The following is a 26,758-nucleotide window of genomic DNA, read 5'->3' on the forward strand; positions in this document are numbered from 1 at the left end:
GCGCACCAGGTTCCCGTGAGGGCGATGGGGTGGAGTATGCGGGAGGCGAAAGGTGCGTGAATCCAGTTGCGAAGGAAAAATCGAAAAGCGAGTGATTTCAGTCGCCTGTGTTTCCAGTTGCGAAAATGTATCCACGCTCGGTGGAAGGTTCGCCTTGCCGATGATGCGCAAGGAGGCGCCGCGGCTCATCCCCTCCGTCATTCCGGGGCCGCGCAGCGGAACCCGGAACCCAGAGCGCGGACGCTTGTGAGAACACGCTTCTGTGACTGTGCACATTGGAGACAGCATGACGCTCTGGATCACGGGTCCGCTGCGCGTCCCGGGATGACGGCATCGTGGGACGGCACCCCCCTATCCACCTGATATCTCCACCACTGGAGTGAGGATCAGACGGCCGCGATGGCGGTGGAAGCTTTCGACGGTTTGCGAAAGCAAAGCCTGTGTAACTTATTTCCCGAAGCGCGGTGAGCCGTGGTGCTGGGCGATGCGCCAGTTGCCTGCTTTGCGGACGAGAACCCATGTCATGCGATAGGGGCTTGGCGTGTCGCCGTCGACGAAATCGACGTGGCCGCCAGTGACGACGACATCGGGCGCGACCTTGCGCACTTCTGGCATCGGGTAGGATTTGACGCGCATGCCGGCAGGGCGGCCGCCAAAATAGGTGCGGATGTTTTGGCGTCCGAGATGGAGTTGGTCGTTGCCGCCGAACAGCATGGCGTTCTCGTCATAGACGTTCATATGGCGGTCGAGGTCATGCGCGTTGAAAGCGGCCATCCATTCGGCAAGCAGCGCCTCGACGGTCGGTGTGGCAGTCATTTCGTTCCTCCCTGAAGTTTTTACGCGCGGGCAACTACCCCAAACGCGCCCTAGCTCGCGCGGTCCAGGCGCCGAACAGGCGGTCGGCGATGATGCCGATGAAGGCGATGGCGAGGCCCGCGACGATGCCGCGTCCCGCATCCGCCTTCGACAGAGCGATGAATACCTCCTGGCCGAGATCGCGCGTTCCGACCATGGCGCAGATGATGATCATGGCTAGCGCCATCAGGATCGTCTGGTTGATGCCAAGCATGATCTCGGGCAGCGCCATCGGCAACTGCACGCGCCAGAACGTCTGGCGCTTCGTGCAGCCAGACACCACAGCGGCCTCGATCAGCGATGGCTGCACCTGCCGGAGTCCGTGATTGGTGTAGCGGATCGCGGGCACGACGGCAAAGGCGACGGTGGCGATCATGGCGGTCACGTCGCCGACGCGGAAGAGCATTACCACGGGGATGATGAAGCAGAAGGACGGCAGCACCTGCAGCGTGTCGATGACCGGGGTGACGATCTTCTCGAAACGGTCGCTGCGCGACGCGGCCAAGCCGATCGGTATGCCGATCAGGCAGGCGATGACGACGGAAATGCCAGTGAGATAGACGGTCGCCATCGTCTTTTCCCAGAGCCCCGTCACGGCGCAGAAGGCTGTGAGAGCTGCGACCAGCGCCGCCAGGCGGAGCCCGCCGAGCTGCAGGCCCGCCAGCCCGATCAGCAGGACCGCGCCGAGCCATGGGAAGCCCTCGAAGAAGGCGCGAACAGGGTTCAGGACATACAGGATGAGGAAGACGCGGAACGCCTCGATGACGTCGAAGAAGTTGACGGTCACCCAGTTGATCGCGGCGCGCCATGTCGGCGCGGTTGTGAAGGTGATCGCCTTCGGCACGTCGGCGAAGAAAGGAATCACGAGGCTGAGCAGCGTGGTGGCCACCAGAAGGACGATGGCGAGCGTCAGATTGGGATAGCGTACCCAGAACGCCTGCCCACCGGTGAGTTCGCCGTGATACTCCGACTGGCGGCGGGCTGCGGCCTGACTCAGCCGGTCAAGCACGATGGCGAGCGCAACGATGGCCAGCCCGGCCTCCATCGCCTCGCCGACCTTGAGGGCTCTCAGCGCCAGCAGCACGTCGTAGCCGAGACCGCCGGCACCGATCATCGAGGCGATGATGACCATGTTGAGCGCCAGCATGATGACCTGGTTGACGCCGACCATCAGCGTCGGTCGCGACGATGGCAGCAGGATGCGCCAGAGCTTCTGCCTGACAGTGCAGCCGACCATGTCGCCGAATTCGGAAATCTCTGGCGGCACGCGCGACAGGCCGAGCATGGTGGCGCGCACCATCGGCGGCGTCGCGAAGATGGCGGTGGCGATCATCGCTGAGACCGGGCTGTTGCCGAAGAGCAGCAGCATCGGAATGAGGTAGGCGAAGGTCGGGATGGTCTGCATGAGGTCGAGCGTCGGCAGCACGACATATTTCTCGACGCCCGGCCGCCGCCACGCCCATATGCCGACGAGCAGGCCGGTGAGAATGCAGAAAGGTACCGCGATGGCGATCAGGCCGAGCGTCAGCATGGCGCTCGTCCATTTGCCGAACAGCGCGATGTAGAGGAAGAGGCCGCCGCACAGGAGACCGAGCCGCGTGCCGCCGAAGGCGCGCCCGGCGAGGAAGGCGGCCGCGCAGACACCGACCCAGGACAGGCGCGGCAGCATGAAGGCTTCCGGACCGGTGCCGATCTTGAAGCCCTTGGCGAGGAGGTTGAGGGCGAAGTTGAGGGGTATGCCGAGCACCGCAGCGATCGAGCGCGTCAGCCAGCTCAGATTGACCTTCAGCCAGGTCATGGTCGCGCCGATCCAGTCGGCGAACGGGATCACTAGGTGGGCGGGATATTCCACCGCCCACAGAAGACGGTCCTGCATGAGGAAAAGACCGAGAACGGCCGCCAGCGCCACGGCCCAAATGAGCAGCCAGCTATAGGCCGGGCGGGGTGCGGCGACGACGCCTTCAGTGGTCGCCGTCACGCACCTGTTCCCTGGCTGTCGACTCGGCGATCGATTCCGGCGAGCAGGTTGATGACCGCTTCAGGAGTCACTTCGCCGACTGGCTTTTCGCCGCCGTCGAGGACCGTGAACGGCTTCTTCGCAGCGACGAGGTCGGCGGAGAAACTGGCGACGCGGGCATCAGCGGAGATGGTGCCGGCATGCTGTGCCTTGCCGAGCGGGCGCATGATGCTGCGGGCGGAAATGACCTTGGCGCGCTGCACGTCGCGGGTGAATTCTGCGACATAGTCGGTGGCGGGGTTCAGCACCAGCTGCTCCGGCGTACCGACCTGGATGACCTCGCCGTCCTTCATGATGGCGATGCGATCGGCAAGACGGATCGCCTCGTCGAAATCATGCGTGATGAAGACGATCGTCTTCTTCAGAACGGCCTGCAGGCGCATCAGCTCGTCCTGCATCTCGCGCCGGATCAGCGGATCGAGCGCCGAGAAGGGTTCGTCGAGGAACCAGACTTCCGGCTTGGTCGACAGGCTGCGCGCGATGCCGACGCGCTGCTGCTGGCCGCCGGAGAGTTCGCGCGGATAGAAGTGCTCGCGCCCGCGCAGGCCGACGAGCTCGATGACCTCGCGCGCCCGCGCCTCGCGCTCGCGCCGGTCTACGCCCTGTACGGAGAGCGGAAACGCGATGTTCTCGAGAACGTTGAGATGGGGCAGGAGGGCAAAATTCTGGAACACCATGCCCATGCGATGGCGGCGAAGCTCGATGAGTTCGCGGTCGGAGATGGACAGGAGGTCCTTGTCCTCGAACTCGACGCGGCCATAGGTCGGCTCGACGAGACGCGACATGCAGCGCACCAGCGTCGACTTGCCGGAGCCGGAGAGGCCCATGATGATGAAGATCTCGCCGCGGCGGATTTCAAGATCGACGGCGCGCGCAGCACCCACCAGCCCCGCTTCCACGATCTCGGCGGTCGTCGCCTTGCCGCTGCGCCTCTGGATGAATTCGGACGCGCCGTTGCCGTAGAGCTTCCAGACATTGCGGCAGGCAAGCTTGATCGGGCGAGGGTCCACGGCCTTTTCGGCCGGACCATCCTGGGAGGCGACTTTCATGCTTTGCCTTCTAGAAAACCGGAAGAAAGGTGCGGCCCCGATCGTGGTACGAACGGGACCGCTTGTCCATGCTCGGCTTGGGCTTATTCGGCCCAGGCCTTCCAGGTCGCCTCGTTCTCGGCGATCCACGCGGCTGCAACGTCTTCAGGCGTCTTGCCGTCCAGATCGACCTGTCCGCTCAGCCCGTTCAGGACGTCGGTGTCGATCTTGTAGTTCTTCGCCACCTTGTAGGCGACCGGCCACTTCTCCTTCATGCCGGACCATGCGTATTTGTAGATTTCGCCAGTCGGCTTGCCGCAGTCATAGGCGGCTGACGTGTTGCTGCCCCAGGCGGGATCCTCGTAGCATTCCTTGGTGTAGGCGGGGAATTCCACCCACTCTCCCTTGTATTTGGCGGGCGCCCAGTGCGGCGAATAGATCCAGAGCATGATCGGCGCCTGCCTCTGGTAGGCCGAGTCGAGCTCGGCGAACATCGCAGCGTCGGTGCCGGCGTGGATGACGGTAAAGGGCAGTCCGAGCGAAACCACACGCTCGTCATCGAAGCCTTCCCAGGTCACGGGACCACCGAGATAGCGGCCGTTCGGCGCGGTCTCGGGCGTCGAGAACGCCTCGGCGCATTTGGGATCCTTCAGCGCTTCCCAGTTGGGAAGGCCCGGGCACTTTTCCTTCATGTACTCGGGATACCACCACTCTTCCTTGGCCTGCGGGCCGAGCGGGCCGAGATTCTCGGTCTGGCCGGTGGCGTCGGAAGCGGCCATCGCCTCGCCGGCGGTGGTCTGCCAGAACTCCATGCCGACTGTCAGGTCGCCGTTGGTGAGGCCGGTCGTGAGACTGGAGAGATAGTCGGCGGTCGGGTACTCGACGGTGTAGCCGAGCTTTTCCAGAATGCCGCCCATGATCTTGGCGTTCAGGTTGACGCTGGTCCAGTCGAAAAGGGCGATCTTGATGGGATCGCTCGACTCAGGCGCCTGCGCCTGAGCCACAGGCGCGACAAAGCTGGCGGCGGCAAGCATGGCCACTCCCAACCCGAAAGATTTCAGTTTCATAATGTACTCCCGTTGCATTGAACTCGTGTTCCCGGCGTATCCTCGCGCGGTTGCCCCGCGTTTTTTCATGTTATGAAAATTTATATACCAACGGACTTCGCGCGCAATGGTGATTGCGCGGCGACGACAAATCTCGAGCCGGGGCTAGTGGACGCTGACTGAACGGGCACGCGCCGGAGACGAGTCGGCGTCGCTCATCCTCAACGGAGCCGGGCGGCCGAAGAGGAAGCCCTGGAACACGTCGCAGCCGGCAGCGCGTAACAGGGTGGCCTGGTTCTCGGTTTCAACGCCTTCGGCGATGGCGTCCACGCCAAGCGCCCGGGACAGGCCGACGATGGTGGAGACGACCGCGCCGGAATTCTGGTCTGTCTCCAGCCGGCTGACGAAAGAGCGGTCGATCTTCAGCTTGTGGAAGGAGAAGTCGATGAGGTAGCTGAGGTTGGAATAGCCGGTGCCGAAATCATCGACGGCGACTGTCACGCCCAGTTCGCTGAGTTGTTTGAGGATGACGGCCGCGCGGGCGCGATCCTGCATCATAGCCGTCTCGGTGAGTTCCAGCTCGAGCCGCTTCGGCTCGATGCCCGTCTCGCGGATGATATCGCTGACGAGACCGACGAAATCCTTCGTCATGAACTGCACTGCTGAGATGTTGACGGCGACGAAGCAATCCTCGGGGAGATGGCGCGCGTCGCGGCATGCCTTGCGCAGCACCCACTCGCCGATCGGCCCGATCATGCCGGTTTCCTCCGCGATCGGGATGAACTCCATCGGCGGGATCATGCCACGCTCGGGATGCTTCCAGCGGATCAATGCCTCGTAGCCGACCGTGCGGCCCTTCAGGAGGTCGATCTGCGGCTGGTAGTGCAGGTCGAAGTCACCGCGCTCGAACGCGCCGTGAAGTTCGGCCTCGATCCAGCGCCGGTAGTCGGCGACCCTGCCGATGTCTGCGTGGAAAACGGCCCAGTCACCGATGCCGGTGGCGCGAGCGTGCTGGAGGGCCAGATTGGATCGGCGGAGCAGGAGAATGGGGTCGTCGCCGTCCTTGGGCAAGGCTACGATGCCCATCGAGACGTTCACCGATTGCTGATGGGTTACGAGGTCGTAGGGCTCCATCAGCTCGGCAATCAGGCGCTCGGCGATGACCTCCATGGACATGGTGAAATAGGCATCGGGATAGAGCACGACGAATTCGCTGGCTGCGATGCGCCCGATCACCACATTGGCGGGCAGGCTGGCCTTCAGCCGCTGTGCGAAGGCTCGAACCAGTTCGTCGCCTTTGTGGTAGCCGATCGACTCGTTGATCTGCTTGAAACGGCTGATGTCGATGTCCAGCAGGAAGACTGGCTCTCCTGTCCGCACCGTCGATTGAGCCGCCTCGGCGATCCGCGCGATCATTGCAGGCCGGGAAAGCAGGCCGGTCAGCTTGTCGAACTGTGTTTCCTTCACGACATAGTCCACCGACTCGTCGATTCCGGCGAAGAAGGACATGGCTGCACCGCCGGCGGCAAGCGCGCAAAGCCCGGCGATGATGCCGCCTACGGCCTGTGCGGACAGGCCGGCAATGCCATCGCCGAAACCAGTCTGCAGCCACCACAGGCCAAGGATGAAGCTGCCGAGCGCGGAACTCGCGATCGTGACCAGCCTGAAGACCGGACTGCGGTTAGGGTTGCCGACTGCGGGCATGCTTCGTTCCCGGTTCAGCCGGCACGTCTAGCATCGATCTCCTTAAATTCGGTTTCCGGCAAAGCCTTGCATTTTACCAACCGGAAGCCCGCTTCAGGGATATTGCAGCGGATGTAACGAGGATTTGCCCGCCCTGTTGCAGAAAGGGAATGGCAAGACTGCCGGGCATAGGGTAGTGGCCTGAACAAGGATGTCCGTGTCGGGCAGGGGCAATACACGACGTGTTCGTCGCAAAGACCTATATTCCTCGGTCGATCGAGATGTTCCTCGGCAAGGTCGTGGCCCTGCTCGGAGTGCTCGTGCTCGTTTCGGCCTGCGCCACCTCGGGCGGGCCGACGCCTGCCGATGTCCTCGCACCGCAGCCGCCCGGGCCGCCGACGAAATATTCCGCATTGGTGATCGACGCCTCGACGGGCGTCATGCTCTACCAGTCCGAGGCGAATGCAAGGCGCTATCCGGCTTCGCTCACCAAGATGATGACGCTTTTCCTGCTGTTCGAAGCCGTGAACCAGGGACGGGTGTCGACGACGACGGAAATTCCGGTGTCGGCCAATGCCGCTCGCCAGCCACCCTCCAAGATGGGCATAAAGGCCGGACAGACCATCGACGTGGAAAGCGCGATCCTGGCGCTGGCGGTGAAGTCGGGGAACGATGTCGCGGTTGCCGTCGGCGAATTTCTTGGCGGGACGGAAGAGGCCTTCGCGGCGCAGATGACGGCGCGGGCTCGCGCACTCGGCATGAGCGGCACGGTCTTTCGCAACGCCTCGGGCCTGCCTGACGACGACCAGTACACCACGGCGCGCGACATGGCGCTACTCGGTATGGCGCTGCGCAGGAATTTCCCGCAGCATTTCCACTATTTCTCGAACCGCGACTTCATGTTCCGCGGTCGCCTGATCCGAGGCCACAACGACCTGATCGGCAGGGTCGAGGGCGTCGACGGCATCAAGACCGGCTACATCCGGGCTTCGGGCTACAACATCGTGACCTCCGTCACCCGCGGCTCGAAACGGCTGATCGTCGTCGTGATGGGCGCCGACAGCGCCCGCGCCCGCAACGACCATGTCGAGGAACTGATCGAACGCTATATGGGCGGATCCAACAAACCCTCGCTCAGCATGTTGAGTTCGATGTCTGCCGTCGAGTAGTCTCGTCCGGACGGGACGGAAGGGGTAGCGATCGATGTCGGAGAGATTGTCCGCGTACCAGCCTCACGCGCGAGCGTTGCTGCGCATCGTCGCAGGGCTGCTGTTCGTGCATTCGGCCCTCGTGCTGCTGTTCAACATCCCGCCATCCATCTATCCGGAGCCGCCTCCGGAGACCGCCACCACGCTGGTCATCGGTGGTGTGCTCGAACTCGTCGGCGGCATCCTCCTGATCCTGGGATGGCTGACCAGACCTGCGGCCTTTGTCATGTCCGGCATGATGGCCGTCGCGTATTTCATGTTCCACGCGCCAGAGAGCCTGTGGCCGTCGAACAACAATGGCGGGGCCGCCATCCTGTTCTGCTTCATTTTTCTTTATCTCGTGTTCGCAGGCCCGGGCGCCTGGGCGCTCGACAACCGGCGTGGCGACTGACCCGGCTCCCGGGTCACTTCATCAATTCGCATTTCCCCACCGGAACCGCACTCCCACCCGGACGTTTATCCCTTCACCGACAACGGCATGAAGGGGAGATTCCCGGCCATGGAACAGGTGATGGAACATTCGCATTCGGGTCATCAGCCGCACGATGAGGCGGCTGCACAAAAGCAGCTTCGCATGCCTTTCGGCAGGACCGTCTGCGTACGTATTGCCGACAACAAGAAGCGCGAAGTGAAGTCCGTGCGGGGTGCTTGCGAGATTTTGATCGATTGGCCGCACTCGAGGCGCGGACCGGTTTATCAGTCGACCATGGAAGTGCTGCAGTCGGCGCTGGCAGGCAGGGTTTCGGCCGAGGAAGCGCATGATGCTTTCGTGGCCTTCGCCAAGCACGCGGACGTGCTGGTCTAGCGATGAAAACCCTGACCGCCTCCGGGCGGCCCGGTCCGGCCCCGGACCCGTTTCCGGGGCCATCGCCGGAGCCAATGCCTCCCGAACCGGCTCCACCGCCGGGTCCCATCCCGGTACCGCCCGAGAGAATGCAATGAGCGCCGTCCCGAAAAGAAAGCCTGCAACGCCAGACGGCGCACCGCAGTCCCGCTCTCCCAGACGCAAGAGCAATGTTTCCGACGTGCAGGATCCCCTGATCGCCGGAGACGCGGGCAAGGATGCGAAGACCGTCGAAGCTGGCCATCTCATCGTCGATGAGGCCGGTCAGGTCCGGCGCAAGGACAACAACGAAGTCGATCTACTGCACTAGGAGATTATGGATGAGCCACGAGGACAAGACGACCCTGACCGCCGAGGAAGCACGCGATCGCGCTTGGGAACTGGCCGAGAAGATCAACATCTGCATGTTCGTGACGTGGGACGGTGAACGCCAGCGCGCCCGTCCGCTCGCCGCCAATGTCATGCGCGAAGAGCATGCGATATACTTTCTCGTCGATGTGAATGGCATGAAGGACGACCAGATCGAACGCTTCCCGATCGTGACGATGGCATTCGCGGATACCGGTTCCTACAAATTCGTCTCGATCACCGGTGAGGCCGTGGTCACCAACGACCGCGCGAAGATCGAGGAGCTCTGGACTCCGGACAACAAGGCGTTCTGGGATTCCAAGGACGACCCGAACATCCGCGTCATTACGGTTAAGCCCGATGATGCGGAAGTCTGGGACAGCCCCGGCAAGATCGTCTCCGCGGTCAAGATGCTGACGGCGGCCGTCACCGGCGCGAAGATGGAACTGGGCAACAACCGCAAGGTAACGATGTAGCGCTACCTGCGAGCTCATTTTAGTCAGCTTCGGCGAAGACGCGCGCGCGGTGGATGCGGACGAAACCGCTATCACCGACGCGCGCGACTGTTTCGGGAACCACATCCAGTTCGACATGATCGCCGTCAACGGTTGTCGCGAGGATGCGGCGTCCGTCCGGCTTGTCGATCACGCGGGTAATGGTGGCGGCGATGCCCGGCGCTTCCTCCGACCAGTCGAGGTCACGCGGCCGCAGGTAGATGTTCGCGCGGCCGTTAGCGAAACCGGCTGCCTCCAGTTCCGTGCCGCCGACACGGGCCTTGCCGTTGGAAACTGTGGCGGGAAGTCGGTTGGCGTCGCCGAGAAAGTTCATCACGAAGGCTGAGTTCGGTGTGCGGCAGACCTGCTCGGGCGTGCCTTCCTGAACGATCCTGCCCTGGTCGAGGATCACGACGCGGTCGGCGAGGTCGAGTGCCTCCTCCTGATCGTGCGTGACGAAGAGCGTGGTGATGCCGAGTTCCTCGTGAATTTCGCGAAGCCAGCGGCGCAGGTCGCGCCGCACATTGGCGTCGAGCGCGCCGAAGGGCTCGTCGAGCAGCAGCACCTTCGGGTCGACCGCAAGCGCTCGCGCGAGCGCGACACGCTGGCGCTGGCCGCCGGAAATCTGGTTGGGGAAGCGATTGCCGAGCCCTTCCAGCCGGACCAGCCGCAGCAGCTCGTCCACGCGCGCGGCGATTTCGGTAGCGGAGCGTTTTACCTTCGAGACCTTCATGCCGAAGGCTACGTTCTCGCCCACCGTCATGTGTGGGAACAGCGCGTAGTGCTGGAAGACGAAGCCGACGCCACGGTCGCGCACGGGAATGTCGGTGGCGTCCTGATCGCCGAAATGGATCGTGCCGCCATCGGCGAATTCGAGGCCGGCGACCATGCGCAGGATCGTCGTCTTGCCGGAGCCGGAAGGGCCCAGCAGCGCGACCAGTTCGCCGCTCTCGATGTCGAGCGAGACGCCATGGACGGCGCGAAAGGTGTCGAAGGTCTTCACGACATTGTCGAGGCGGATCTTCATGAGGATTTTCCTTGCGGAGCAACAGGCGAGGCGAGCGCCGGGCGGCCGCCACGTCCGGCTCCCTGCCGTTCGAGCAGCACCTTGGCGACGATGGTGACGATGGCGAGCACGGTGAGAATCGAGGCAGCCGCGAAGGCGCCGACCGTATTGTAGTCGTGGTAGAGGAGTTCGATGTGGAGCGGCAGCGTGTTGGTCTGGCCGCGTATGTTGCCGGAGACCACGGAGACAGCGCCGAACTCGCCCATGACGCGGGCATTGCAGAGCACGACGCCGTAAAGCAGCGCCCAGCGTATGTTGGGCAGCGTGACCGAGAAGAAGGTGCGCCAGCCGGAAGCCCCGAGCGACGTCGCGGCCTCCTCCAGATCACGCCCCTGCGCCTGCATCAGCGGGATGAGCTCGCGCGCGACGAAGGGCGCGGTGACGAACATCGATGCCAGCACAATGCCGGGAAGGGCGAACAGGATTTTTATACCGGCTGCGTCCAGCGCCGGGCCGAACAGCCCCTGCAGCCCGTAGACGAAGAGATAGGCGACGCCGGCGACGATGGGCGAGATCGAGAAGGGGATTTCGATGACCACGAGCAGGAAGCGGCGGCCCCAAAAGTCGAACTTGGTGATCGCCCAGGCGGCGGCGACGCCGAAGGCTGTGTTGACCGGCACGGCGATCAGCGCGGCGGCGCCCGTCAGCCAGATGGCATGGAGCGTGTCGGGATGCGTGATCGCCTCGGCGAAGAAGGCGAACCCCCTGGAGAAGGCCTGGTGGAGAATCACCACCAGTGGCGCGAGCACGAGGATCGCGCCGACGACCAGCACCGAGGCAATCAGCGTACGGCGGATCGCCGCGCCGTCGCCGACACGCGGTGGCTTCCTGCGAAGTGAGGGGCCGCCGGTCATGTGCGGCTCCTGTCCATGTAGCGCAGCGCGCGCGCCTGAAGGATGTTGGTGACGGCGAGCATGACGAAAGCGGTGATCAGCAGCACCGATGCGATCGCCGCGGCTGCCTGATAGTCATATTCCTCCAGCCGGATGAAGGTCAGCAGCGCGGTGATTTCCGTGCTGAAGGGCTGGTTTCCGGCGATGAAGATGATGGCGCCGAATTCGCCGAGGCTGCGCGCGAAGGCAAGCGAAACCCCCGCCAGCAGGGCAGGCGCCAGCAGGGGCAGGATCACCCGCATGAAGATCGACGCGTCCGAACCGCCGAGCGTCTGCGCCGCCTCCTCGAGCGCCGGGTCGAGGTCTTCAAGCACGGGCTGAACGGTGCGGACAATGAAGGGCAGGCTGGTGAAGGCCATCGCCACCATGATACCGAGCGGCGTATAGGCGACGGTGATGCCGAGCGGCGCGAGGACCGAGCCGAACCAGCCGTTCTGGGCGAAGAGCGTGGTGAGCGCGATGCCGGCAACGGCGGTGGGCAACGCGAAGGGCAGGTCGACGATCGCATCGACAAGCCTGCGGCCGGGGAAGCGGTAGCGCACCAGCACCCAGGCCAGAGCCATGCCGAACACGAGGTTGAAGGCAGTGGCGGCGAGCGCGCAGAGCACGGTGACGCGATAGCTGGCGACAGCGCGCGGCGACGAGACGATGCGCCAATAGTCCTCAGGTCCGAGGCTCGCCGCCTTGAAAACGAGCGCGCCGAGCGGCAGCACCACGATCAGCGCGACGTAGAAGAGAGTGATGCCGAGGGACAGGTTCAGCCCCGGCAGGACGCGGCGTCTCGACAAATTTACCTCGACTAAGAACGGAAATAGCCGGCGGACTTACGCCCGCCGGCCTTGAAAACCCAAAGCGCCGTTCAGGTCAACGGTCGCCGTAGATCTGGTCGAGCAGACCGCCCGACGCGAAATGCTCGGACTGCACCTCGTCCCAGCCGCCGAACACGTCCTCGACCGTCACAAGCCGGACTTCCGGAAACTGATCCTTGAAGGCGTCGGCGACGGCTTCGTCATGGACGCGGTTGCCGTTTTCGGCGGCGATCTTCTGCCCTTCAGGCGTGTACAGGAAACCCAGATAGGCCTTGGCAGCTTCCTGCGTGCCGTGCTTCTCGGCGACCTTGTCGACGATCGCGACCGGGAATTCGGCCAGCAGACTGACGGACGGCGTCACGCGTTCGAACTTGTCCTCGCCGAATTCCTTGGCGATGCCGCGCGTCTCGGCCTCGAAGGTGATCAGCACGTCGCCGACCTCGCGCTCGACGAAGGTGGTGGTCGCTGCGCGGCCGCCGGTGTCGAAGACAGGCACGTTGTTGAAGATCTTGGTGACGAATTCGGTCACCTTGGCGGGATCGTCGTTGAAGGCTTCCTTGGCGTAGGCGGTCGCGGCCAGATAGGTGTAGCGCGCGTTGCCTGAGGTCTTCGGGTTCGGGAAGATGACCTTCACGTCGTCGCGCGCCAGATCATTCCAGTCCTTGATGCCCTTCGGGTTGCCGGCGCGCACGAGGAAGGACGGCAGCGAATACCAGGGCGAGGCGTTGTTGGGGAAATCCTTCTGCCAATCCTCCGAGACGAAGCCGTTCTTCACGAGGAAGTCGATGTCGGTGATCTGGTTGAAGGTGACGACGTCGGCCTCCAGTCCCTCGACGATGGCGCGCGCCTGCTTCGACGTGCCGGCATGCGACTGGTCGACGACGATGTCGCGGCCGGTGTCCGCCTTGTACTTCGGGACAAAGGCAGTGTTGACCTGCCCGAAGAGCTCGCGCGCGACGTCATAGGATGCGTTGAGGAGCTTGTCCTGCGCGCTGGCCGGGCTGGCGATGAGGGCGGCGACGGCTGCGCCGACAAGGATGAGGCGTTTCATGGAGGCTCCGCTTAGGCTTTGGCTGATTTGGGCGAAATCTAGCCAAGGCCGCCGCGCCATCAGAGGTATCGTCCACCTAATGCGCGCCAGTTATTAGAATTCTGTTCCATGGCGAGTGATGTTTTCTCACCTTGGATTCCCACGCGGGCCAAATGCAGTGACGCGAGAGAAACAGCGTACTCTTCAGGGAAAGAAAATGAGGAAGAAATAGGCGACGAAGACGACGAGATGGACGAGGCCTGTCAGATAGGTCGTTCGGCCCGTCCCGAAGCTCAGCGTGCTGACGCCGATGGCTAACAGCAGAAGCACGGTATCGCCGGCCCCAAGGCCCAAGGTGAGTTCCTTGCCGGTCCAGAGGCTGACGGCTGTCACGGCAGGGACGGTCAGGCCTATCGTCGCGCAGGCCGAACCAAGCGCAATATTGAGGCTGCGCTGCAGCTGATTGGCCATTGAAGCGCGGATCGCGGAAACCGCTTCGGGCATCAGGACCATGGTTGCGATAAAGGCGCCGACGATCGCGTCGGTCTGAACGGCATTGACGGCATGAAGCGCGCCCTCGATTCCGGCGGCGATGTCTTCGGCCAGCAGCACGACGCCGACCAGGCCCACCAGCAGGAGAAATACGTTGATCGCGATGCTTTTCGTGCGCACGATTTCCCGCCGGCTCTCCGGCTCGATCAGATCCTCGACGAAATCCTCCCGGTGCAGCCCGGTCTGCGCATAAACGAAGCTGCCGTAGAGAAGGATGCACAAAAGGCCCACGAGGCCGAACTGGGCGGCGGCGTTGGCGGCAAGCGTGTAGTTCGGCAGGACCAGCGTGAGCACGGCCAGCGCGGTCAGCACAGCGAGGTAGGCGTTTGTGCCCTGCCGCTTGAGGTCCTGGTGCCGATGCCGCAATCCGCCAACCGTCAGGCATATGCCGACCACGCCGGCAAGGATCATCATGCAGGTGGAGAAGATCGACTCCCGCGCCACCTCGGGATTGTCACTCCCATGCAGCATGACCGCGACGATGACGGAAACCTCGATGCTGGTGACCGCGAACGTCAGCACCAGCGTCCCAAAGGGCTCGCCGATACGGTGAGCAATGATTTCGGCGTGATAAAGCGCGGCGAAGACGGTCGCGAACACGAGACCGATCGCCATGACCGTAAGTACGACGCGCAGGGGTAGGGCGGCATCGCGAGCATAAAGTATACCGAACTCAAGCAGTACCGCGAGGCCGAGTGTTGCTAACGGGAGGGCGTGGTACGCCGTGCGCCTGTCGAGTACCATGGACCGCCCTGCAGGGATGCCTGAACGCGGCAGATTTACACCAAAGGCCGCGCCACCGCGATGGCTGTTTTCAACCTTCCCGATGCTTGTCGGTCTTCTGTGTGCGCCGGCTGAGATGATGCGCAGCGAACCAGCCGGCAAGGCCGATGACGAGGCCAATGCCGAGCGCGACGAGCAGGCGCTGGTGCTTGTGAAGCTCATCACCGAGAATCTGCTCAGCGCCGAGCCCGAAGACATAGCCGATCCCGCCGAACAGGATCGTCCAGATGACGGCCGAGATGGCGTTGAGCACGATGAACGTCATAACCGGGATGGTGGAAAGGCCGGCGGCGACCCCGCCCACGAGCCGAAAGCCGTAGGCATAGCGGTTGCCGATGACATAGAGCGCGGGATGGCTGTGCAGCATGTCAAAGGCACGGTCGAAGCCGGGTCTCTGGCGCAATCGCGTGACGAAAGGCCGGTCGGCGAAGCGGCGGCCGGCCAGGAAGAAGGCCGCATCGCCGCCGAACGCGCCGAGGAACACCGCGACAAAGGCCTGCCACGGCACGAAAACGCCCTGATGCGAAAAGAAGCCAGCGAGGATCGCGGCTGTTTCGCCTTCGGCGACGCAGCCGATGAAGACCGCGATCAGCCCGTATTGCTCGATCAGGGAGTGGATGGTTTCGGACATTGCGGGCCGGTCACGACGAACCGGCGTCTATGCGCCGGCCCATCCTTCTTGCCTCCTGGATCGCCATCAACGCAAGCCGAAAGCGCATGGCGATCATTGGGCGACAGGCGTCAGTACGTCTTGGCGCCGTTCACCATGACGCGCACCATGTAGAGCGACGTGGTGCCCGCGATATAGACGTCGTTGCGCTTCGACCCGCCGAAGCAGAGGTTGGCGACAACCTCGGGCACCTTGACCTTGCCGATGAGCGTTCCGTCCGGCGCGTAGCAGTGGACGCCGTCGCCGGCGCTGGTCCAGATGTTGCCCTGCTCGTCAAGGCGGAAGCCATCGAACAGGCCGGCCGTGCAGGTGGCAAACGACTTGCCGCCGCTGACCTTCTTGCCGTTCGCGGCCACCTTGTAAACGACGATATGCGCCGGATGTCCCGGCACATGGGTCGCGCCAGTGTCGGCCACGTAGAGCTTCGATTCGTCGAGCGAGAAGGCGATGCCGTTCGGCCGCACCATGTCGGTGATGACGGCCTCGACCTTTCCGTTGCCGGGATCGACACGGTAGACGTTGCAGCGGCCGATCTCGCTTTCGGCCTGGTTGCCTTCGTAGTCGGTGTCGATGCCGTAGGAAGGGTCGGTGAACCAGATCGATCCGTCGGACTTCACGACCACGTCATTCGGCGAATTCAGCCGCTTGCCCTGCCAGCTGTCGGCGATGGTGGTGATGGAACCGTCGAACTCGGTACGGCTGACGCGCCGCCCGCCATGCTCGCAGGAGACGAGCCGACCTTGCCGGTCAACGGTGTGCCCATTGGTGTTGCCGCAAGGCTGCCGGAACACGCTGACCGCGCCATCCGTCTCGTCATAGCGCAGGATGCGATTGTTCGGGATATCAGACCAGACAAGGTAGCGTCCGGCTGCGAACCATGCCGGGCCCTCGGCCCACTGGCAGCCTGTGTAGAGCAGGCGGACACCCGCGTTGCCGTTGATCAGTTTTCCGAAGCGGGGGTCCAGAATCTCGTAGTCGCTAGCCGGCATGAAGTCCTCCCATTCTTCGACCCCCGATGGGCCGCATCAGCGATGGCGGCCTGCCTGGCTCCGCGCATCTTTCCTCAAACGGCGAGATAAGAAGGGCAATCGGCGAAGTTTGACAAGCCTGCAGGCGACGATGAGTTGCAAAATCGTCGCCTGATGGCTCGCAGCCGGCGTTTACTCGCTGGGACGCCACTCCGGCAGGGGAACCGCGACGCCGTCGGCGGGGAGGTAGGCATTTGCGCCGATGACTTCGGGGGGCGCTTTCGGGACGGTCGCGTCCGCCTGGTCGATGACGGCCGCGATCGACATGCTGGAACCGCCACCGCTCTTGAAAGTCGCAGCCATTTCCGATTCAGGCGAAGGAGCCTCGAGCACCATGCGGCATTCCTTCGGCAGGGCGGACATCTTCATGACATCGCGCGCCTTCGGAGCATCGGGGTTCTTGTTCGGACGCCACGGCTCCTCGGTGAACCACCAGGCAAGCGACTTGTCGCAGCCGTCGCCCGGCGCGGTCGCGGCTTGCTCCTTGCAGCCCGTCGAGCCCGGCTGGCAGCCGATTCGGATGTGGAAATGGTAGTCGTGTCCCCAGAAGGGGCGAACCTTGCGCAGCCACGAGCGGTCGCCCTTCACGGTGTCGCAGAGCTTCTTCTTGATGCCGGGGTGGACGAGGATACGCTCGACTTCCGGGTAGCTGGCGGCGCGGCGCAGAAGGCGCATGTGCGCTGGCGTCCATATCTTCTCGTCGACCGTCAGCCCCTTCTTCTTGATGACGGAGACCGCGCTGATCTCCTCGCGCTCCTGCGCGGTCAGCGTGCGGCGGGGCATGGGCGTCAGCCAGATGTCGGCGTCGAGACCGATCTGGTGCGAGGCGTGGCCTGTCAGCATGGGTCCGCCGCGCGGCTGCGAAAGATCGCCGATGAGAAGCCCGGGCCAGCCGTCCTTCTCGGCGGCGTCGCGCGAAAGTCTCTCGACCACCGAGACCAGGGTTGGATGACCCCAGCGACGGTTGCGCGACAGGCGCATCGCCTGCCACGTCGGGCCATCGGTGGGGATGGCGACGCCGCCGGAGAAACAGCCCTTGGAATAGAAGCCGTAGGATTTCGCCGGCAAAGCGGCCGGCAGTTTCTCGTTGCCGAACAGATTCTTGGCAAGTTCCTCGGCGCTGGCCTGCGGCGCCTCTATGCCGGACACGGCAAACGCGACGACGGTCATCGCGGCGAACTTCAGCATGGATTTGAGGATGGTCATCATGGGCTGTCCCCAGCTTCTAGACTTGACCCTGGGCCTCGATGATTACCTGACGGTAAATATCGAGCACCGACGAATCATAGCATTTTCTCGGGCGCGCTTCGATCACGAGCGTTTCATCGGGCTCCGGGCGTCGCTTCCGCCCTCGCCGGCCCAGTTTCCCTCTTTCCACATGGCGTCGAAGGCGACGTGGTAGTCGGGATAGCGGAAGCGGTATCCGGTCGCCTTGATCACACCATTCGAGACGCGCTTGTTCTCGCCATAGAAAGACCGGGCCATGGGCGAAAGTTGGGCGGCGTCGAATGGAATTTCGGGCGGGGGCTCGATGCCCATCAGGCCCGCCGCGTAGGCGACGACATCCTGCGGCGGTGCGGGCAGGTCGTCGGTGACGTTGAAGATGCCGCCGAGATCGCGGGCCGACAGATGCCAGAGCGCGCCGGCGATATCGGCCGCATGGATGCGATTGAACACCTGCCCGGGCTTGATAAGGCGCTTGGCCGTACCGCTCTCAAGGTTGACGAAGGCGTTGCGGCCGGGGCCGTAGATGCCCGAAAGGCGCAGGATCGCGACCGGAATGCCGGCCGCCTCGCCAAGGGCCAGCCATTGGCGCTCGGCCTTGACGCGCAGCACGGATCGCCGCGAGACGGGGCGGCATTCGGCGGTCTCGTCGACCCAGCCGCCATCGTAATTGCCATAGACACCGACAGTCGAGAGATAGCCGATCCACCGCAGGTTCGGCGCGAGGTCGCGGATGCGTTCGCCCACGATCGCCAGCACCGGGTCTCGCCCGTCATCCGGCGCAGTCGACACGATGATGTGGGTCGCGCGCTGCAGTTCAGCGCGCAGTTCAGGTGAAAAGGACAGTCCATCGAACAGCAGCGGCTCGATACCGACGGCGCGCAGGGCGTCGAATTTTTCCGGTGACCGCGTGGTGCCAGAAACGGGTATCGCCGCATTAGTGCGGGCGGCGGCGAAGGCCTTGCCGGAGTAGCCGGCGCCGAAGTTGAGGAAGCTTTGGGTCATGCAATCGCTGTCTGGTCCGGCATCGCGGCCTGCCATTCGGCAAGCACGGACGCGTCGGTTTCGTGGGTACGGGTGGCAAGTTCTCGCATGTCCGGTCGGGGCATCAGTCTGGACAATGCCCAGACCGCCGCGCCGCGCACCAGCGGGGATGCATCGTCCAGCAGAGCGCGGCATCGCGGGACGAGCGCCGCATCGTCGGAATTGCCTGCCGCGATGAGGACATTGCGCAGGAAGCGGTCGCGGCCGATGCGCTTGACCGGCGAGCCTGAGAACAGTGCGCGGAACGTCGTGTGATCCAGCGCGAGCAGGTCTGCAAGATGCGGTTCGCGCAGGTCTTCGCGGGCGACGAGTTTCGCTTCGGACGCCGTTCTGGCGAACTTGTTCCACGGGCAGGCGGCGAGGCAATCGTCGCAGCCATAGATGCGGTTGCCGATCGTCTCGCGGAATTCGAGCGGGATGGGGCCTTTATTCTCGATGGTCAGGTAGGAGATGCAGCGCCGCGCATCGAGCCGGTAGGGCGCGGGGAAAGCGTCGGTCGGGCAGGCGTTGAGGCAGGCGCGGCAGGAGCCGCAATGGTCGACCTCGGCAACGTCCGGTTCAATCTCGGCGGTGGTGAAGATCGAGCCGAGGAAGAGCCATGAGCCGAATTCGCGGCTGACCAGATTGGTGTGCTTGCCCTGCCAGCCGATGCCGGCTGCTTCGGCCAGCGGCTTCTCCATGACAGGTGCGGTGTCGACGAACACCTTCACGTCCTCGCCGGTGCGGGAAGCGATGCGGCCGGCCATCTCCTTCAGCCTGCCCTTGATGATGTCGTGATAGTCGCGGTTGCGGGCATAGACGGAGACCGCGCCCCGGTCGCGCCTGGCGAGCAGGTCGCGCGGGTCGTGGTCCGGACCATAATTCATCGCGAGCACGATGATCGATCGCACGTCGGGCCACAGGGTGCGTGGGTCGGCGCGGCGCTCCAGCGTTTCTTCCATCCACTCCATGGAGCCGTGAAGCCCTTCGGCGACGAACTGCCTCAGCCTTTCCGGAACAAGCGGGATCGAATCGGGCCGGGTGATGGCGACGGCATTGAAGCCGGCGCGCATGGCCTCGCGGTCGATCATCTGGCGCAGCGTCTCGCCGCGCGCGGGCCTTGTTGGCTTTTCAGCGCTAGAAATCGAGGTCCGCATAGTGGGCCACCGGGGACAGGCCCCGGACACGGTCAGAGAGCAGCGGCCGGAAAGACGGGCGCGACTTCATGCGAGTGTACCACTCGCGCGCGGCGTTGTGGCCGCTCCAGTCGATCTCGCCGAGATAGTCGAGGATGGATAGCGAGGCGGCGGCCGCAAGGTCGGCATAGGTGATGCGCGGCCCAGCGAGCCAATGGCGCGTGCCGGCCAGCCAGTTGGTGTATTTCATGTGCTGGCGCACATTGGCGCGGGCGGCGCGGATGGCGCCCGAATCGGGGGAGCCGCCGCCGAGTGCTTCCGGCATCAGCGGCTTGAGCACGCGCTCGCGCACCAGATGGCGGGTGACCTCGCTCTCGGTCTTGACCAGATACCAGTCGCACAGACGCCTGATCTCGGCGCGGTCCATCGGGTCTTCGGCGAGCAGCCGGCGGTCGCGCTTCAGCGCGCCGCGCGTCTCATCGAGATATTCGGCGATGACATTGGCCCCGATGATCGGCACGTCGCCCTCGGCCAGCAGCACCGGCAACGTGCCGGCGGCGTTGAGCGCGAGGAATTCCTTGCGCCGCGTCCACGGCTTTTCCTCGATCAGCGCCAGTTCCTCGTTGAACTCGCCGAAAGCGAGGCGGACGAAGCGGCAGGTGGCGAACATAGGATGGTGGAAGAGCGTCAGCATGATCCCGCGTATGAACTGAAAATGCGTCTGGCCTCGCGGAGGCTCGAACGCTAAAAGTTGAGTACCCCCGATTCAGGGTCGCCACGGCCCGCCCGACCTATAGGGCCGGTTCCTCGCCGTGACAAGCAAGAGCGGCCTCTTCCCGGAGATTGCGGCATATATGGAAAACCAGACACTTTTCGACGCCCTCGTGCTCGGCCTGCTTGAGGGACTAACCGAATTCATTCCGGTTTCCTCGACCGGGCACATACTGCTGGCCGGCCATTTCCTGGGCTTCGAGTCCACCGGTAAGGCCTTCGAGATCCTGATCCAGCTTGGCGCGATCCTCGCCATCCTGACCGTCTACTTCCACCGGCTGGTGAAGCTTCTGGTCGATTTTCCGAGCGACGGCCGCACCCGGCGCTTCGTTCTCGGCGTGCTGATCGCCTTCCTTCCGGCGGCTTTCCTCGGCGTGCTGGCGCATGGCTTCATCAAGACCGTGCTGTTCGAGACGCCCATGCTGATCTGCGTCATGCTCATCCTCGGTGGCTTCGTGCTGCTCTGGATCGACCGGCTGGAACTGAAGCCGAAATTCCATGACGTGATGGATTATCCGCTCTCGCTCTGCCTGAAGATCGGCCTTTTCCAGTGTCTGGCGCTCATCCCCGGCACGTCGCGCTCGGGCTCGACCATCGTCGGCGCGCTGCTGATGGGGACGGACAAGCGCTCGGCGGCGGAATTCTCTTTCTTCCTGGCCATGCCGACCATGGCCGGGGCCTTCGCCTATGATCTGTTCAAGAATCGCGACGTGCTGTCGAGCGCGGATATTCCGATCATAGCGGTTGGGTTCGTCGCCGCGTTCGTGTCGGCGCTTCTCGTCGTCAGGCACCTGCTGGACTACGTCTCGCGCCACGGCTTTGCGCTGTTCGCCTGGTGGCGGCTAATCGTCGGCACGGTCGGGCTGATCGCGCTTCTGATCTGGGGCTGACGGGTTCCGTCAGATTCCCATCAAACCTCGCCGCAGCAGGTCTAGCCCCAAAAGCGTGATGCCTATGCGGAACCATCGGCGGAAGGTTTCCTCCGGCATGCGTTCGAGCACCCCGGTGCCGTAGACGGTGCCGAGATAGCCCGACACGATCATTGCAAAGACCAGCGGTAGCCATTCGCGGAAGGCGAAGCCGGCGATGCCGTAGACGATGATCTTGAGCAGGTGCTGGGTCGTCATGGCCACCGCGCTGGTGGCGATCAGGGCCTTGCGGTCGGTCTCGAAGAAGCGGGCGAACAGCGTCGCCACCAGCGGCCCGGTTGCGCCGACCAGCATGGAAAGCACCGCCAGTCCGATGCTGGCGACGGCGAGGCCGGTGTGGGTCAGCCGCTCGATGCCCGGAATTTTCGCCCAGGTGAGAAAGATGATGAAGCCGCCGAGCAGGAGCTTCAGCAGCGCATCGGGAAGCTGCACGACCAGAAACACGCCGAGCACCGCGCCGACGATGCTGCCGGCGATGAAGGGTTTCGCCACGTCCATGCGGACGTGAGCGCGCTGATGCCAGGCACGGCCAGAGTTCGAGCCGAGCTGCACTGCGCCATGCACGGGGATAACCGCAGACACCGGAAAGAAGACGCCCATCAGCGCCAGCATTGCAAGGCCCCCGCCGATGCCGAAGGCGGCGGTCAGCGCCGAGGTAAAGGCGCTGGCGACGATGAGAAGCGCTGCGACCCAGGGCTCCAGACCGGACGGCAGGAGCGCTGCGATGGTCTCCATGACGGCAGAGGCTGAGCCTTACGCCTCGCTCTTGTGCGTGAACTGGCCGGCGGCTCGGTAGCGCCAAAGGTAGCTCGGTAGCACGGCGGCGGTCGACTTCGGCTGGATACCGATGCCAACAAGCGTGCGATGGCCTTCCTCGGCCTCGCGGGAAACGACGTTATCGCTCTTCAGCAGGGTGACCTGGTCGCGCGTCAGAAGGGGCCTCGGAAGGAGTTCGAGCACCGCCGCCTGCAATTCGGCCACAAGCCACGGCATCGGCACCAGCAGGCGCTTGCGATCGACGATCTCCAGCATCTGCTCCATGCATTCGCGGAACGTCAGCACGTTGGGACCGCCGAGTTCATAGATGCGGCCACCCTTGACGCTGCCATCGACCGAGCGTGCGATCGCCTCCGCGACGTCGCCGACGAAAACCGGCTGGAACTTGGTATTTCCGCCGCCAATCAGCGGCAGGGCTGGCGAGTAACGCGCCATGTCGGCGAAACGGTTGAAGAACTGGTCTTCCGGCCCGAACACGATCGAAGGGCGCACGATCACAGCTTCCGGGATCGCTTCGTGGACGGCTTTTTCGCCTTCCGCCTTGGTGCGGCCATAGGCGGATGCGGAGTCGAGATCGGCCCCGATGGCAGAACCGTGCGTCAGCTTCGCGCCAGCGGCCTTGGCGGCCACCGCGATGTTTCTCGCACCAACAGCCTGCACCGCGTCGAATTTCTGCGCGCCGGACTGGTGCAGGATGCCGACGAGGTTGATGACATGGGCTGCGCCCTCGACGGCGCGCTCGATCGACCATGGCACGCGGATATTGGCCTGCACCGGCTGGATCTGGCCGACATTGCCGAGCGGCTGGACATGACCGGCAAGCTCGGGGCGACGGGTCGCGACGCGGATCAGATAGCCGCGCTTGGCCAGCGCTCGCACCACATGCCGGCCGATGAACCCCGAGCCGCCGAAAACGGTGACGAGTTTCGGTGTTTCAAGGATTTCCGTCATGACTGGCTCCGGGCTTGCCGACGCTGGATTTGAAGTTGTCTCTTAGTCCGTTTTGCACAAAAGGCAAAGCATGCCGATGGCATCGCGGCGAGAGGTAGCAGGGATGCGGGACGCCTACTGCGCGCGCTCGGCATAGGCCGCGATGCGCCCGACCAGATCGGCGGGGACGTCGAGGCCGAGCGCCTTCGCCAGCATGCCGGCCCTGCCGCGCGCAACGCCCGGTATGTGGACGCGGTAGTCGGCGGCAAGGCGATTGGTCTGTTCCGCCAGCCGCACAGCGAAATCGGGCGCGATCAGCTTGGGCTCGATCGCCAGCACGAAGAGGCCTGTCCCGGGGCTCTCGCTGCCTTCCTTGAAAGAGGGCGCATCGAGCGACCAGTTGGCGCCGGTGACGCCCGCCGCCAGAACCTCCACCATGAGCGCGATATTCGCGCCGCGATGCCCACCGAAGGCAAGCAGAGCGCCCTTCATGGCGGCGGCCGGGTCGGTGGTCGGCTTGCCTGCGGCGTCAAGCGCCCAGCCAGCCGGAATCTCACGGCCCTGCTCCGCAGCCTCGCGGATCGAGACGAAGGCGGTGGCGCTGGACGATTGATCAATGACGAGCGGCACATTGTTGTCGACCGGAGCGGCGAAGGACAACGGATTGGTGCAATAGACAGGCTTGGTCGAGCCGGCCCCTGCGAGCATGGCCGGGCCGTTGGTGGCCGCGAAGGCGACCAGCCCCTCATTGGCGAGCCGGCTGGTAAAATGGCCGAGCTCGCCGCAGGTGAAGGCGTTGCGTTGCGCGAAGATCGCCACGCCGAAGATGCGCGCGGCCTTGGCGAAGTCACTGAAAACGCGGTCGAAGCCAGTGTGCGCGATGCCGCCGGCGGCATCCGAGACATAGACGGCGAGCGCCGGCCGCGTGATCGCGGGCTGGGCCGTTCCGTTGATGCGGCCATCTTCGAGGGCGGCGAGATAGTCGAGGAAATGCGACAGGCCGACCGACCTGAGCCCGCGCGCTTCCGCTGAAACCACGGAGGCTGCCAGGGACACGGCGGCTTCTTCGCCGGCGCCAGCGCCCAGCGCCGCCTGCTCGCAAAGCGCAATCGCTTCCGCCAGATCCAGCCGGACCATTTCGACCATGTGGGAGCCTTTACCCCAGCCTGTTGGGTATTCGTGCCTCAAGCTTGCGGAACGCAAACACCAGAATGCCGGTAATGCACAGGTAAACAACCGCGAGAAGAAGAAGCGGTTCATAAACAATAAAGGTCGTTTGCCGAACACGCGAGGCGACGGCGTAGATATCCACGACTGTTATGGTGGCAACCAGCGGGGTCGCCTTGAGCTGCAGGACGGTTTCGCCGGCCAGAGTGGGCAACGCGCGGTAGGTCGCCTGCGGTAGCCAGATGCGGCGGAACACCTTCCAGCGGCTCATGCCGAAGGCCCGCGCCGCCTCCAGCTGTCCGCGCGCCACGCCGGCGAAGGCCCCGCGCATGACCTCGCCTTCGTAAGCCGCGTAGGACAGCGTCAGGGACAGGACAGCGTAGGGCCATGCCTGCCGGAGATAGGGCCAGAGGAAGGATTCGCGGATCCATGGATATTGCGGGAAGAGCGAGCCTAGCCCGTAATAGAGGAACCAGAGCTGCAGCAAGAGCGGCGTGCCGCGGATGACCGTGCAGAACCAGTAGGCTGGCCAGGACAGCCAGCGCGGGCCTGTGACCTGCACCAGCCCGATGGGCACCGCGAGCATGAAGCCGAGGACGACGGTTACCGCGAGGATCCAGAGCGTGCGCCAGATGCCCTGCAGCGCCAGCCCGTAATAGTTGGGCAGCCAGTCCCAGCGCATGAAGACCGCGGCACAGACCACCAGCACCACGCCGATGGCGATCAGCACGATGCGGTGCGGCTGCAGCCAGAGCGAGGCGCGCGCGCTCGCGTCGATGAGGCTGCTGGCGGTGCGCTCGCTCATCAGTGGGTCTCCATGTACATGCCGCGCCGCGCCCATCTCTCGATGCGTGCGATGATGACATTGGAGAAGAGCGTGAGCAGCAAATAGAGCACTCCGGCCGCGAGGAAGAAGGTGAAATAGGCCTTGGTTGTGCTGGCGGCGGTACGCGTTTCCTGCGTCAGTTCGTTGAAGCCGACGATGGCGAGCAACGCCGTATCCTTGGTGGCGATCAGCCAAAGATTGGCGAGGCCGGGAATAGCGAAGGGCAGCATGGCTGGCAGCGTGATGCGCCTGAGCATCAGGCCCGGCGACATGCCATAGGCGCGCGCCGCTTCGATCTGCCCCTGCGGGATGGACAGGATCGCACCGCGGATGACTTCCGTGGAATAGGCGCCCTGCACGATGCCAAGCACGCAGATGCCGGCCACCAGCCCGTTGATGTCGATGCGCTGGTATCCGAGCACTTCCAGCAGCCGGTTGATCAGGTCCGTGCCGGCGAAATAAAGCAGCAGGATCAGCACCAGTTCGGGGATAGCGCGCACCAGCGTCGTGTAGAGACCAAGCAGGTCCTTCGTCATCGGCCCGCCATAGAGCTTGCCGAAGGCGCCGCCGATGCCGATCACGATGCCGATCGAGAAGGCGCCGACGGCGATCAGGACGGAATTCGTCAGGCCGCGCAGCAGGTTGCCGCCCCAGCCCGGCGGGCTCAGCGCCAGCAGGTCGAAGACGCTCGTCTGCGCAAGATGGATCAGTGCTTGGATAGACCCGTCCCCATTATAGTCGGCGGCGTCCCTTTTCGGGATCTGCGCGCCGATGCCCCTCTGAAGGCATGTTCAGTGCAAGCCGGCCGCACCTCTGTCGATGCGGCCGGCTTGAAGTCGTTCAGCCGCCGTAGATGTCGAAGGTGAAGTACTTCTTCGTGATCTCGGCATACTTGCCGTTGTCGCGGATCGCCTTGATCGCGGCGTTCAGGCGGTCCTTGGTCGCGGTGTCGTCCTTACGCACGCCGGCGCCGACGCCCGGTCCGAGGATTTCGAGATCTTCGGCGACGTAGCCCTTCAGGTCGCAGCAGGCCTTGCCCTGCTCGGACTGGAGGAAGGCGTCGAGGGCGATTGAGTCGGCCTGCGTGGCGTCGATGCGGCCCGCGGCGAGGTCCTGGTTTGCCTCGTCCTGGGTCTGATATTCCTTGATCTCAGCCGCGTCGGCGAAGTGCTTCTTCACGTAGTCGGCGTGAACCGTCGAGGACTGCACACCGATGATCTTGCCCTTCAGGCTTTCAGGGGTCGCGTCGAAGGTCTCGCTCTTCGGTCCGATGACCGCGGTTGGCGTGTTGTAGTACTTGTCGGTGAAGTCGATCGTCTTCTGGCGCTCGGCGGTGATCGACATCGAGTTCATTATGGCGTCGATCTTCTTCGTCGTCAGCGCCGGGATAAGCCCATCCCACGGGATCGGCACCAGCTCGCATTCATACTTCGCCTCGGCGCAGATCGCCTTGACGATCTCGACTTCCCAGCCGGTCCAGTTGCCCGATGCATCGGCCTCGTAGAAGGGCGGATAGGCTTCGGGCGAGAAGCCGACCTTGAGCGGTTCGGCGCTGGCCATCGCTGCTCCCGATGCGGCGAAGATCGCCGCTGCGGCTGCCATCTTGAGTGATTTCAACATG

At 64.0% G+C, this 26,758-nt stretch carries 28 protein-coding genes; 6 read left to right on the plus strand and 22 right to left on the minus strand.

The window, feature by feature from the left end; genetic code table 11:
- Positions 1-447 precede the first annotated feature (447 nt).
- The 5 genes from ABMA32_RS02180 to ABMA32_RS02200 form a co-directional block, all read right to left on the minus strand.
- Entirely contained in the window at positions 448-816 is a 369-nt protein-coding gene (locus ABMA32_RS02180; protein WP_349012088.1) for a YybH family protein, read from the minus strand.
- A 34-nt stretch (positions 817-850) separates the two neighbouring features.
- A complete protein-coding gene (locus ABMA32_RS02185) occupies positions 851-2,833 on the minus strand; it encodes an ABC transporter permease (RefSeq protein WP_349012089.1) in 1,983 nt (660 codons plus the stop codon).
- Positions 2,830-3,921: a quaternary amine ABC transporter ATP-binding protein gene (locus ABMA32_RS02190; protein ID WP_349012090.1), complete on the minus strand. Its 1,092-nt coding sequence runs from the start codon at positions 3,919-3,921 to the stop codon at positions 2,830-2,832. The genes ABMA32_RS02185 and ABMA32_RS02190 overlap by 4 nt, the downstream gene beginning before the upstream one ends.
- An 83-nt stretch (positions 3,922-4,004) precedes the next feature.
- The gene (locus tag ABMA32_RS02195) at positions 4,005-4,967 is read right to left on the minus strand and encodes an ABC transporter substrate-binding protein (RefSeq protein ID WP_349012091.1); all 963 of its coding nucleotides are present in this window, start codon (positions 4,965-4,967) and stop codon (positions 4,005-4,007) included.
- A 144-nt stretch (positions 4,968-5,111) separates the two neighbouring features.
- A complete protein-coding gene (locus tag ABMA32_RS02200; RefSeq protein WP_349012092.1) occupies positions 5,112-6,650 on the minus strand; it encodes a putative bifunctional diguanylate cyclase/phosphodiesterase in 1,539 nt (512 codons plus the stop codon).
- A 260-nt stretch (positions 6,651-6,910) separates the two neighbouring features.
- Here ABMA32_RS02200 and ABMA32_RS02205 point away from each other — a divergent pair, with 260 nt between their 5' ends.
- From ABMA32_RS02205 to ABMA32_RS02225, 5 genes are all read left to right on the plus strand, one after another.
- Positions 6,911-7,798 carry a D-alanyl-D-alanine carboxypeptidase family protein gene (locus ABMA32_RS02205; protein ID WP_349013306.1) on the plus strand — a complete coding sequence of 296 codons (888 nt, stop codon included), beginning with the start codon at positions 6,911-6,913 and terminating at the stop codon, positions 7,796-7,798.
- A 34-nt stretch (positions 7,799-7,832) separates the two neighbouring features.
- Positions 7,833-8,228 carry a DoxX family protein gene (locus ABMA32_RS02210; protein ID WP_349012093.1) on the plus strand — a complete coding sequence of 132 codons (396 nt, stop codon included), beginning with the start codon at positions 7,833-7,835 and terminating at the stop codon, positions 8,226-8,228.
- A gap of 108 nt (positions 8,229-8,336) precedes the next feature.
- A complete protein-coding gene (locus ABMA32_RS02215; protein ID WP_349012094.1) occupies positions 8,337-8,642 on the plus strand; it encodes a DUF982 domain-containing protein in 306 nt (101 codons plus the stop codon).
- Positions 8,643-8,775: 133 nt separating this feature from the next.
- Positions 8,776-8,991, plus strand: coding sequence for a hypothetical protein (locus tag ABMA32_RS02220; RefSeq protein WP_349012095.1), 216 nt, complete (start codon positions 8,776-8,778; stop codon positions 8,989-8,991).
- Positions 8,992-9,001: 10 nt separating this feature from the next.
- The gene (locus ABMA32_RS02225; RefSeq protein ID WP_349012096.1) at positions 9,002-9,505 is read left to right on the plus strand and encodes a pyridoxamine 5'-phosphate oxidase family protein; all 504 of its coding nucleotides are present in this window, start codon (positions 9,002-9,004) and stop codon (positions 9,503-9,505) included.
- A 19-nt stretch (positions 9,506-9,524) separates the two neighbouring features.
- On the opposite strand, the gene ABMA32_RS02230 is transcribed toward ABMA32_RS02225, so the two are convergent.
- From ABMA32_RS02230 to ABMA32_RS02280, 11 genes are all read right to left on the minus strand, one after another.
- Positions 9,525-10,550: a sulfate/molybdate ABC transporter ATP-binding protein gene (locus tag ABMA32_RS02230; protein ID WP_349012097.1), complete on the minus strand. Its 1,026-nt coding sequence runs from the start codon at positions 10,548-10,550 to the stop codon at positions 9,525-9,527.
- Complete coding sequence (cysW, locus tag ABMA32_RS02235; protein WP_349012098.1) at positions 10,547-11,443, minus strand: sulfate ABC transporter permease subunit CysW; 897 nt, start codon at positions 11,441-11,443, stop codon at positions 10,547-10,549. The genes ABMA32_RS02230 and cysW overlap by 4 nt, the downstream gene beginning before the upstream one ends.
- A complete protein-coding gene (gene cysT, locus ABMA32_RS02240) occupies positions 11,440-12,270 on the minus strand; it encodes a sulfate ABC transporter permease subunit CysT (RefSeq protein ID WP_349012099.1) in 831 nt (276 codons plus the stop codon). The genes cysW and cysT overlap by 4 nt, the downstream gene beginning before the upstream one ends.
- Positions 12,271-12,346: 76 nt before the next feature.
- Complete coding sequence (locus ABMA32_RS02245; protein WP_349012100.1) at positions 12,347-13,342, minus strand: sulfate ABC transporter substrate-binding protein; 996 nt, start codon at positions 13,340-13,342, stop codon at positions 12,347-12,349.
- A 183-nt stretch (positions 13,343-13,525) separates the two neighbouring features.
- On the minus strand, positions 13,526-14,617 hold the full coding sequence (locus ABMA32_RS02250) for a calcium:cation antiporter (RefSeq protein ID WP_349012101.1): 1,092 nt from the start codon (positions 14,615-14,617) through the stop codon (positions 13,526-13,528).
- Positions 14,618-14,687: 70 nt separating this feature from the next.
- Positions 14,688-15,287, minus strand: a complete 600-nt coding sequence (locus ABMA32_RS02255; RefSeq protein WP_349012102.1) for a DedA family protein — start codon at positions 15,285-15,287, stop codon at positions 14,688-14,690.
- A gap of 110 nt (positions 15,288-15,397) precedes the next feature.
- Complete coding sequence (locus ABMA32_RS02260) at positions 15,398-16,315, minus strand: SMP-30/gluconolactonase/LRE family protein (protein ID WP_349012103.1); 918 nt, start codon at positions 16,313-16,315, stop codon at positions 15,398-15,400.
- 171 nt (positions 16,316-16,486) lie between these two features.
- Positions 16,487-17,563 carry a penicillin-insensitive murein endopeptidase gene (gene mepA / locus ABMA32_RS02265; protein ID WP_349012104.1) on the minus strand — a complete coding sequence of 359 codons (1,077 nt, stop codon included), beginning with the start codon at positions 17,561-17,563 and terminating at the stop codon, positions 16,487-16,489.
- Between the two features lie 102 nt (positions 17,564-17,665).
- Positions 17,666-18,583 (minus strand): SDR family oxidoreductase, encoded by a 918-nt coding sequence (locus tag ABMA32_RS02270; RefSeq protein ID WP_349012105.1) that lies wholly within the window; start codon positions 18,581-18,583, stop codon positions 17,666-17,668.
- Entirely contained in the window at positions 18,580-19,758 is a 1,179-nt protein-coding gene (queG, locus tag ABMA32_RS02275) for a tRNA epoxyqueuosine(34) reductase QueG (RefSeq protein WP_349012106.1), read from the minus strand. Before queG ends, ABMA32_RS02270 begins: the two co-directional genes overlap by 4 nt.
- Complete coding sequence (locus ABMA32_RS02280) at positions 19,739-20,431, minus strand: glutathione S-transferase family protein (protein WP_349012107.1); 693 nt, start codon at positions 20,429-20,431, stop codon at positions 19,739-19,741. Before ABMA32_RS02280 ends, queG begins: the two co-directional genes overlap by 20 nt.
- 160 nt (positions 20,432-20,591) lie before the next feature.
- Between ABMA32_RS02280 and ABMA32_RS02285 the strand changes: the two genes are divergently transcribed.
- The gene (locus ABMA32_RS02285) at positions 20,592-21,398 is read left to right on the plus strand and encodes an undecaprenyl-diphosphate phosphatase (protein ID WP_349012108.1); all 807 of its coding nucleotides are present in this window, start codon (positions 20,592-20,594) and stop codon (positions 21,396-21,398) included.
- 9 nt (positions 21,399-21,407) lie between these two features.
- Here the strand turns inward: ABMA32_RS02285 and ABMA32_RS02290 are convergent, their stop codons facing one another.
- The 6 genes from ABMA32_RS02290 to ABMA32_RS02315 all read right to left on the minus strand — a co-directional run bounded on the left by ABMA32_RS02290 (position 21,408) and on the right by ABMA32_RS02315 (position 26,757).
- On the minus strand, positions 21,408-22,172 hold the full coding sequence (locus ABMA32_RS02290) for a sulfite exporter TauE/SafE family protein (RefSeq protein ID WP_349012109.1): 765 nt from the start codon (positions 22,170-22,172) through the stop codon (positions 21,408-21,410).
- Positions 22,173-22,190: 18 nt separating this feature from the next.
- A complete protein-coding gene (locus tag ABMA32_RS02295) occupies positions 22,191-23,165 on the minus strand; it encodes a complex I NDUFA9 subunit family protein (protein WP_349012110.1) in 975 nt (324 codons plus the stop codon).
- 114 nt (positions 23,166-23,279) lie between these two features.
- Entirely contained in the window at positions 23,280-24,290 is a 1,011-nt protein-coding gene (locus ABMA32_RS02300) for an Ldh family oxidoreductase (protein ID WP_349012111.1), read from the minus strand.
- Between the two features lie 10 nt (positions 24,291-24,300).
- Positions 24,301-25,116, minus strand: a complete 816-nt coding sequence (locus tag ABMA32_RS02305; protein ID WP_349012112.1) for an ABC transporter permease — start codon at positions 25,114-25,116, stop codon at positions 24,301-24,303.
- Positions 25,116-25,844, minus strand: a complete 729-nt coding sequence (locus ABMA32_RS02310) for an ABC transporter permease (protein WP_349013307.1) — start codon at positions 25,842-25,844, stop codon at positions 25,116-25,118. The genes ABMA32_RS02305 and ABMA32_RS02310 overlap by 1 nt, the downstream gene beginning before the upstream one ends.
- Positions 25,845-25,977: 133 nt before the next feature.
- Positions 25,978-26,757, minus strand: coding sequence for a transporter substrate-binding domain-containing protein (locus tag ABMA32_RS02315; RefSeq protein WP_349012113.1), 780 nt, complete (start codon positions 26,755-26,757; stop codon positions 25,978-25,980).
- Position 26,758: the final 1 nt, after the last annotated feature.

This window comes from Mesorhizobium quangtriensis (genome assembly GCF_040081925.1).
Taxonomy (GTDB): Bacteria; Pseudomonadota; Alphaproteobacteria; order Rhizobiales; family Rhizobiaceae; genus Mesorhizobium_K; species Mesorhizobium_K quangtriensis.

Excerpts from the sequence above, each read along its gene's own strand:
- ABMA32_RS02250 (WP_349012101.1), bottom strand. The coding sequence starts at position 14,617 with ATGGTACTCGACAGGCGCACGGCGTACCACGCCCTCCCGTTAGCAACA.
- ABMA32_RS02205 (WP_349013306.1), top strand. The coding sequence starts at position 6,911 with ATGTTCCTCGGCAAGGTCGTGGCCCTGCTCGGAGTGCTCGTGCTCGTT.
- ABMA32_RS02295 (WP_349012110.1), bottom strand. The coding sequence starts at position 23,165 with ATGACGGAAATCCTTGAAACACCGAAACTCGTCACCGTTTTCGGCGGC.
- ABMA32_RS02225 (WP_349012096.1), top strand. The coding sequence starts at position 9,002 with ATGAGCCACGAGGACAAGACGACCCTGACCGCCGAGGAAGCACGCGAT.
- ABMA32_RS02290 (WP_349012109.1), bottom strand. The coding sequence starts at position 22,172 with ATGGAGACCATCGCAGCGCTCCTGCCGTCCGGTCTGGAGCCCTGGGTC.
- ABMA32_RS02220 (WP_349012095.1), top strand. The coding sequence starts at position 8,776 with ATGAGCGCCGTCCCGAAAAGAAAGCCTGCAACGCCAGACGGCGCACCG.
- ABMA32_RS02270 (WP_349012105.1), bottom strand. The coding sequence starts at position 18,583 with ATGACCCAAAGCTTCCTCAACTTCGGCGCCGGCTACTCCGGCAAGGCC.
- ABMA32_RS02180 (WP_349012088.1), bottom strand. The coding sequence starts at position 816 with ATGACTGCCACACCGACCGTCGAGGCGCTGCTTGCCGAATGGATGGCC.
- ABMA32_RS02255 (WP_349012102.1), bottom strand. The coding sequence starts at position 15,287 with ATGTCCGAAACCATCCACTCCCTGATCGAGCAATACGGGCTGATCGCG.
- ABMA32_RS02215 (WP_349012094.1), top strand. The coding sequence starts at position 8,337 with ATGGAACAGGTGATGGAACATTCGCATTCGGGTCATCAGCCGCACGAT.
- ABMA32_RS02315 (WP_349012113.1), bottom strand. The coding sequence starts at position 26,757 with ATGTTGAAATCACTCAAGATGGCAGCCGCAGCGGCGATCTTCGCCGCA.
- ABMA32_RS02280 (WP_349012107.1), bottom strand. The coding sequence starts at position 20,431 with ATGCTGACGCTCTTCCACCATCCTATGTTCGCCACCTGCCGCTTCGTC.
- ABMA32_RS02210 (WP_349012093.1), top strand. The coding sequence starts at position 7,833 with ATGTCGGAGAGATTGTCCGCGTACCAGCCTCACGCGCGAGCGTTGCTG.
- ABMA32_RS02190 (WP_349012090.1), bottom strand. The coding sequence starts at position 3,921 with ATGAAAGTCGCCTCCCAGGATGGTCCGGCCGAAAAGGCCGTGGACCCT.
- ABMA32_RS02200 (WP_349012092.1), bottom strand. The coding sequence starts at position 6,650 with ATGCCCGCAGTCGGCAACCCTAACCGCAGTCCGGTCTTCAGGCTGGTC.
- ABMA32_RS02305 (WP_349012112.1), bottom strand. The coding sequence starts at position 25,116 with ATGAGCGAGCGCACCGCCAGCAGCCTCATCGACGCGAGCGCGCGCGCC.
- ABMA32_RS02285 (WP_349012108.1), top strand. The coding sequence starts at position 20,592 with ATGGAAAACCAGACACTTTTCGACGCCCTCGTGCTCGGCCTGCTTGAG.
- ABMA32_RS02300 (WP_349012111.1), bottom strand. The coding sequence starts at position 24,290 with ATGGTCGAAATGGTCCGGCTGGATCTGGCGGAAGCGATTGCGCTTTGC.
- ABMA32_RS02245 (WP_349012100.1), bottom strand. The coding sequence starts at position 13,342 with ATGAAACGCCTCATCCTTGTCGGCGCAGCCGTCGCCGCCCTCATCGCC.
- mepA (WP_349012104.1), bottom strand. The coding sequence starts at position 17,563 with ATGATGACCATCCTCAAATCCATGCTGAAGTTCGCCGCGATGACCGTC.
- ABMA32_RS02195 (WP_349012091.1), bottom strand. The coding sequence starts at position 4,967 with ATGAAACTGAAATCTTTCGGGTTGGGAGTGGCCATGCTTGCCGCCGCC.
- cysW (WP_349012098.1), bottom strand. The coding sequence starts at position 11,443 with ATGACCGGCGGCCCCTCACTTCGCAGGAAGCCACCGCGTGTCGGCGAC.
- ABMA32_RS02260 (WP_349012103.1), bottom strand. The coding sequence starts at position 16,315 with ATGCCGGCTAGCGACTACGAGATTCTGGACCCCCGCTTCGGAAAACTG.
- queG (WP_349012106.1), bottom strand. The coding sequence starts at position 19,758 with ATGCGGACCTCGATTTCTAGCGCTGAAAAGCCAACAAGGCCCGCGCGC.
- ABMA32_RS02230 (WP_349012097.1), bottom strand. The coding sequence starts at position 10,550 with ATGAAGATCCGCCTCGACAATGTCGTGAAGACCTTCGACACCTTTCGC.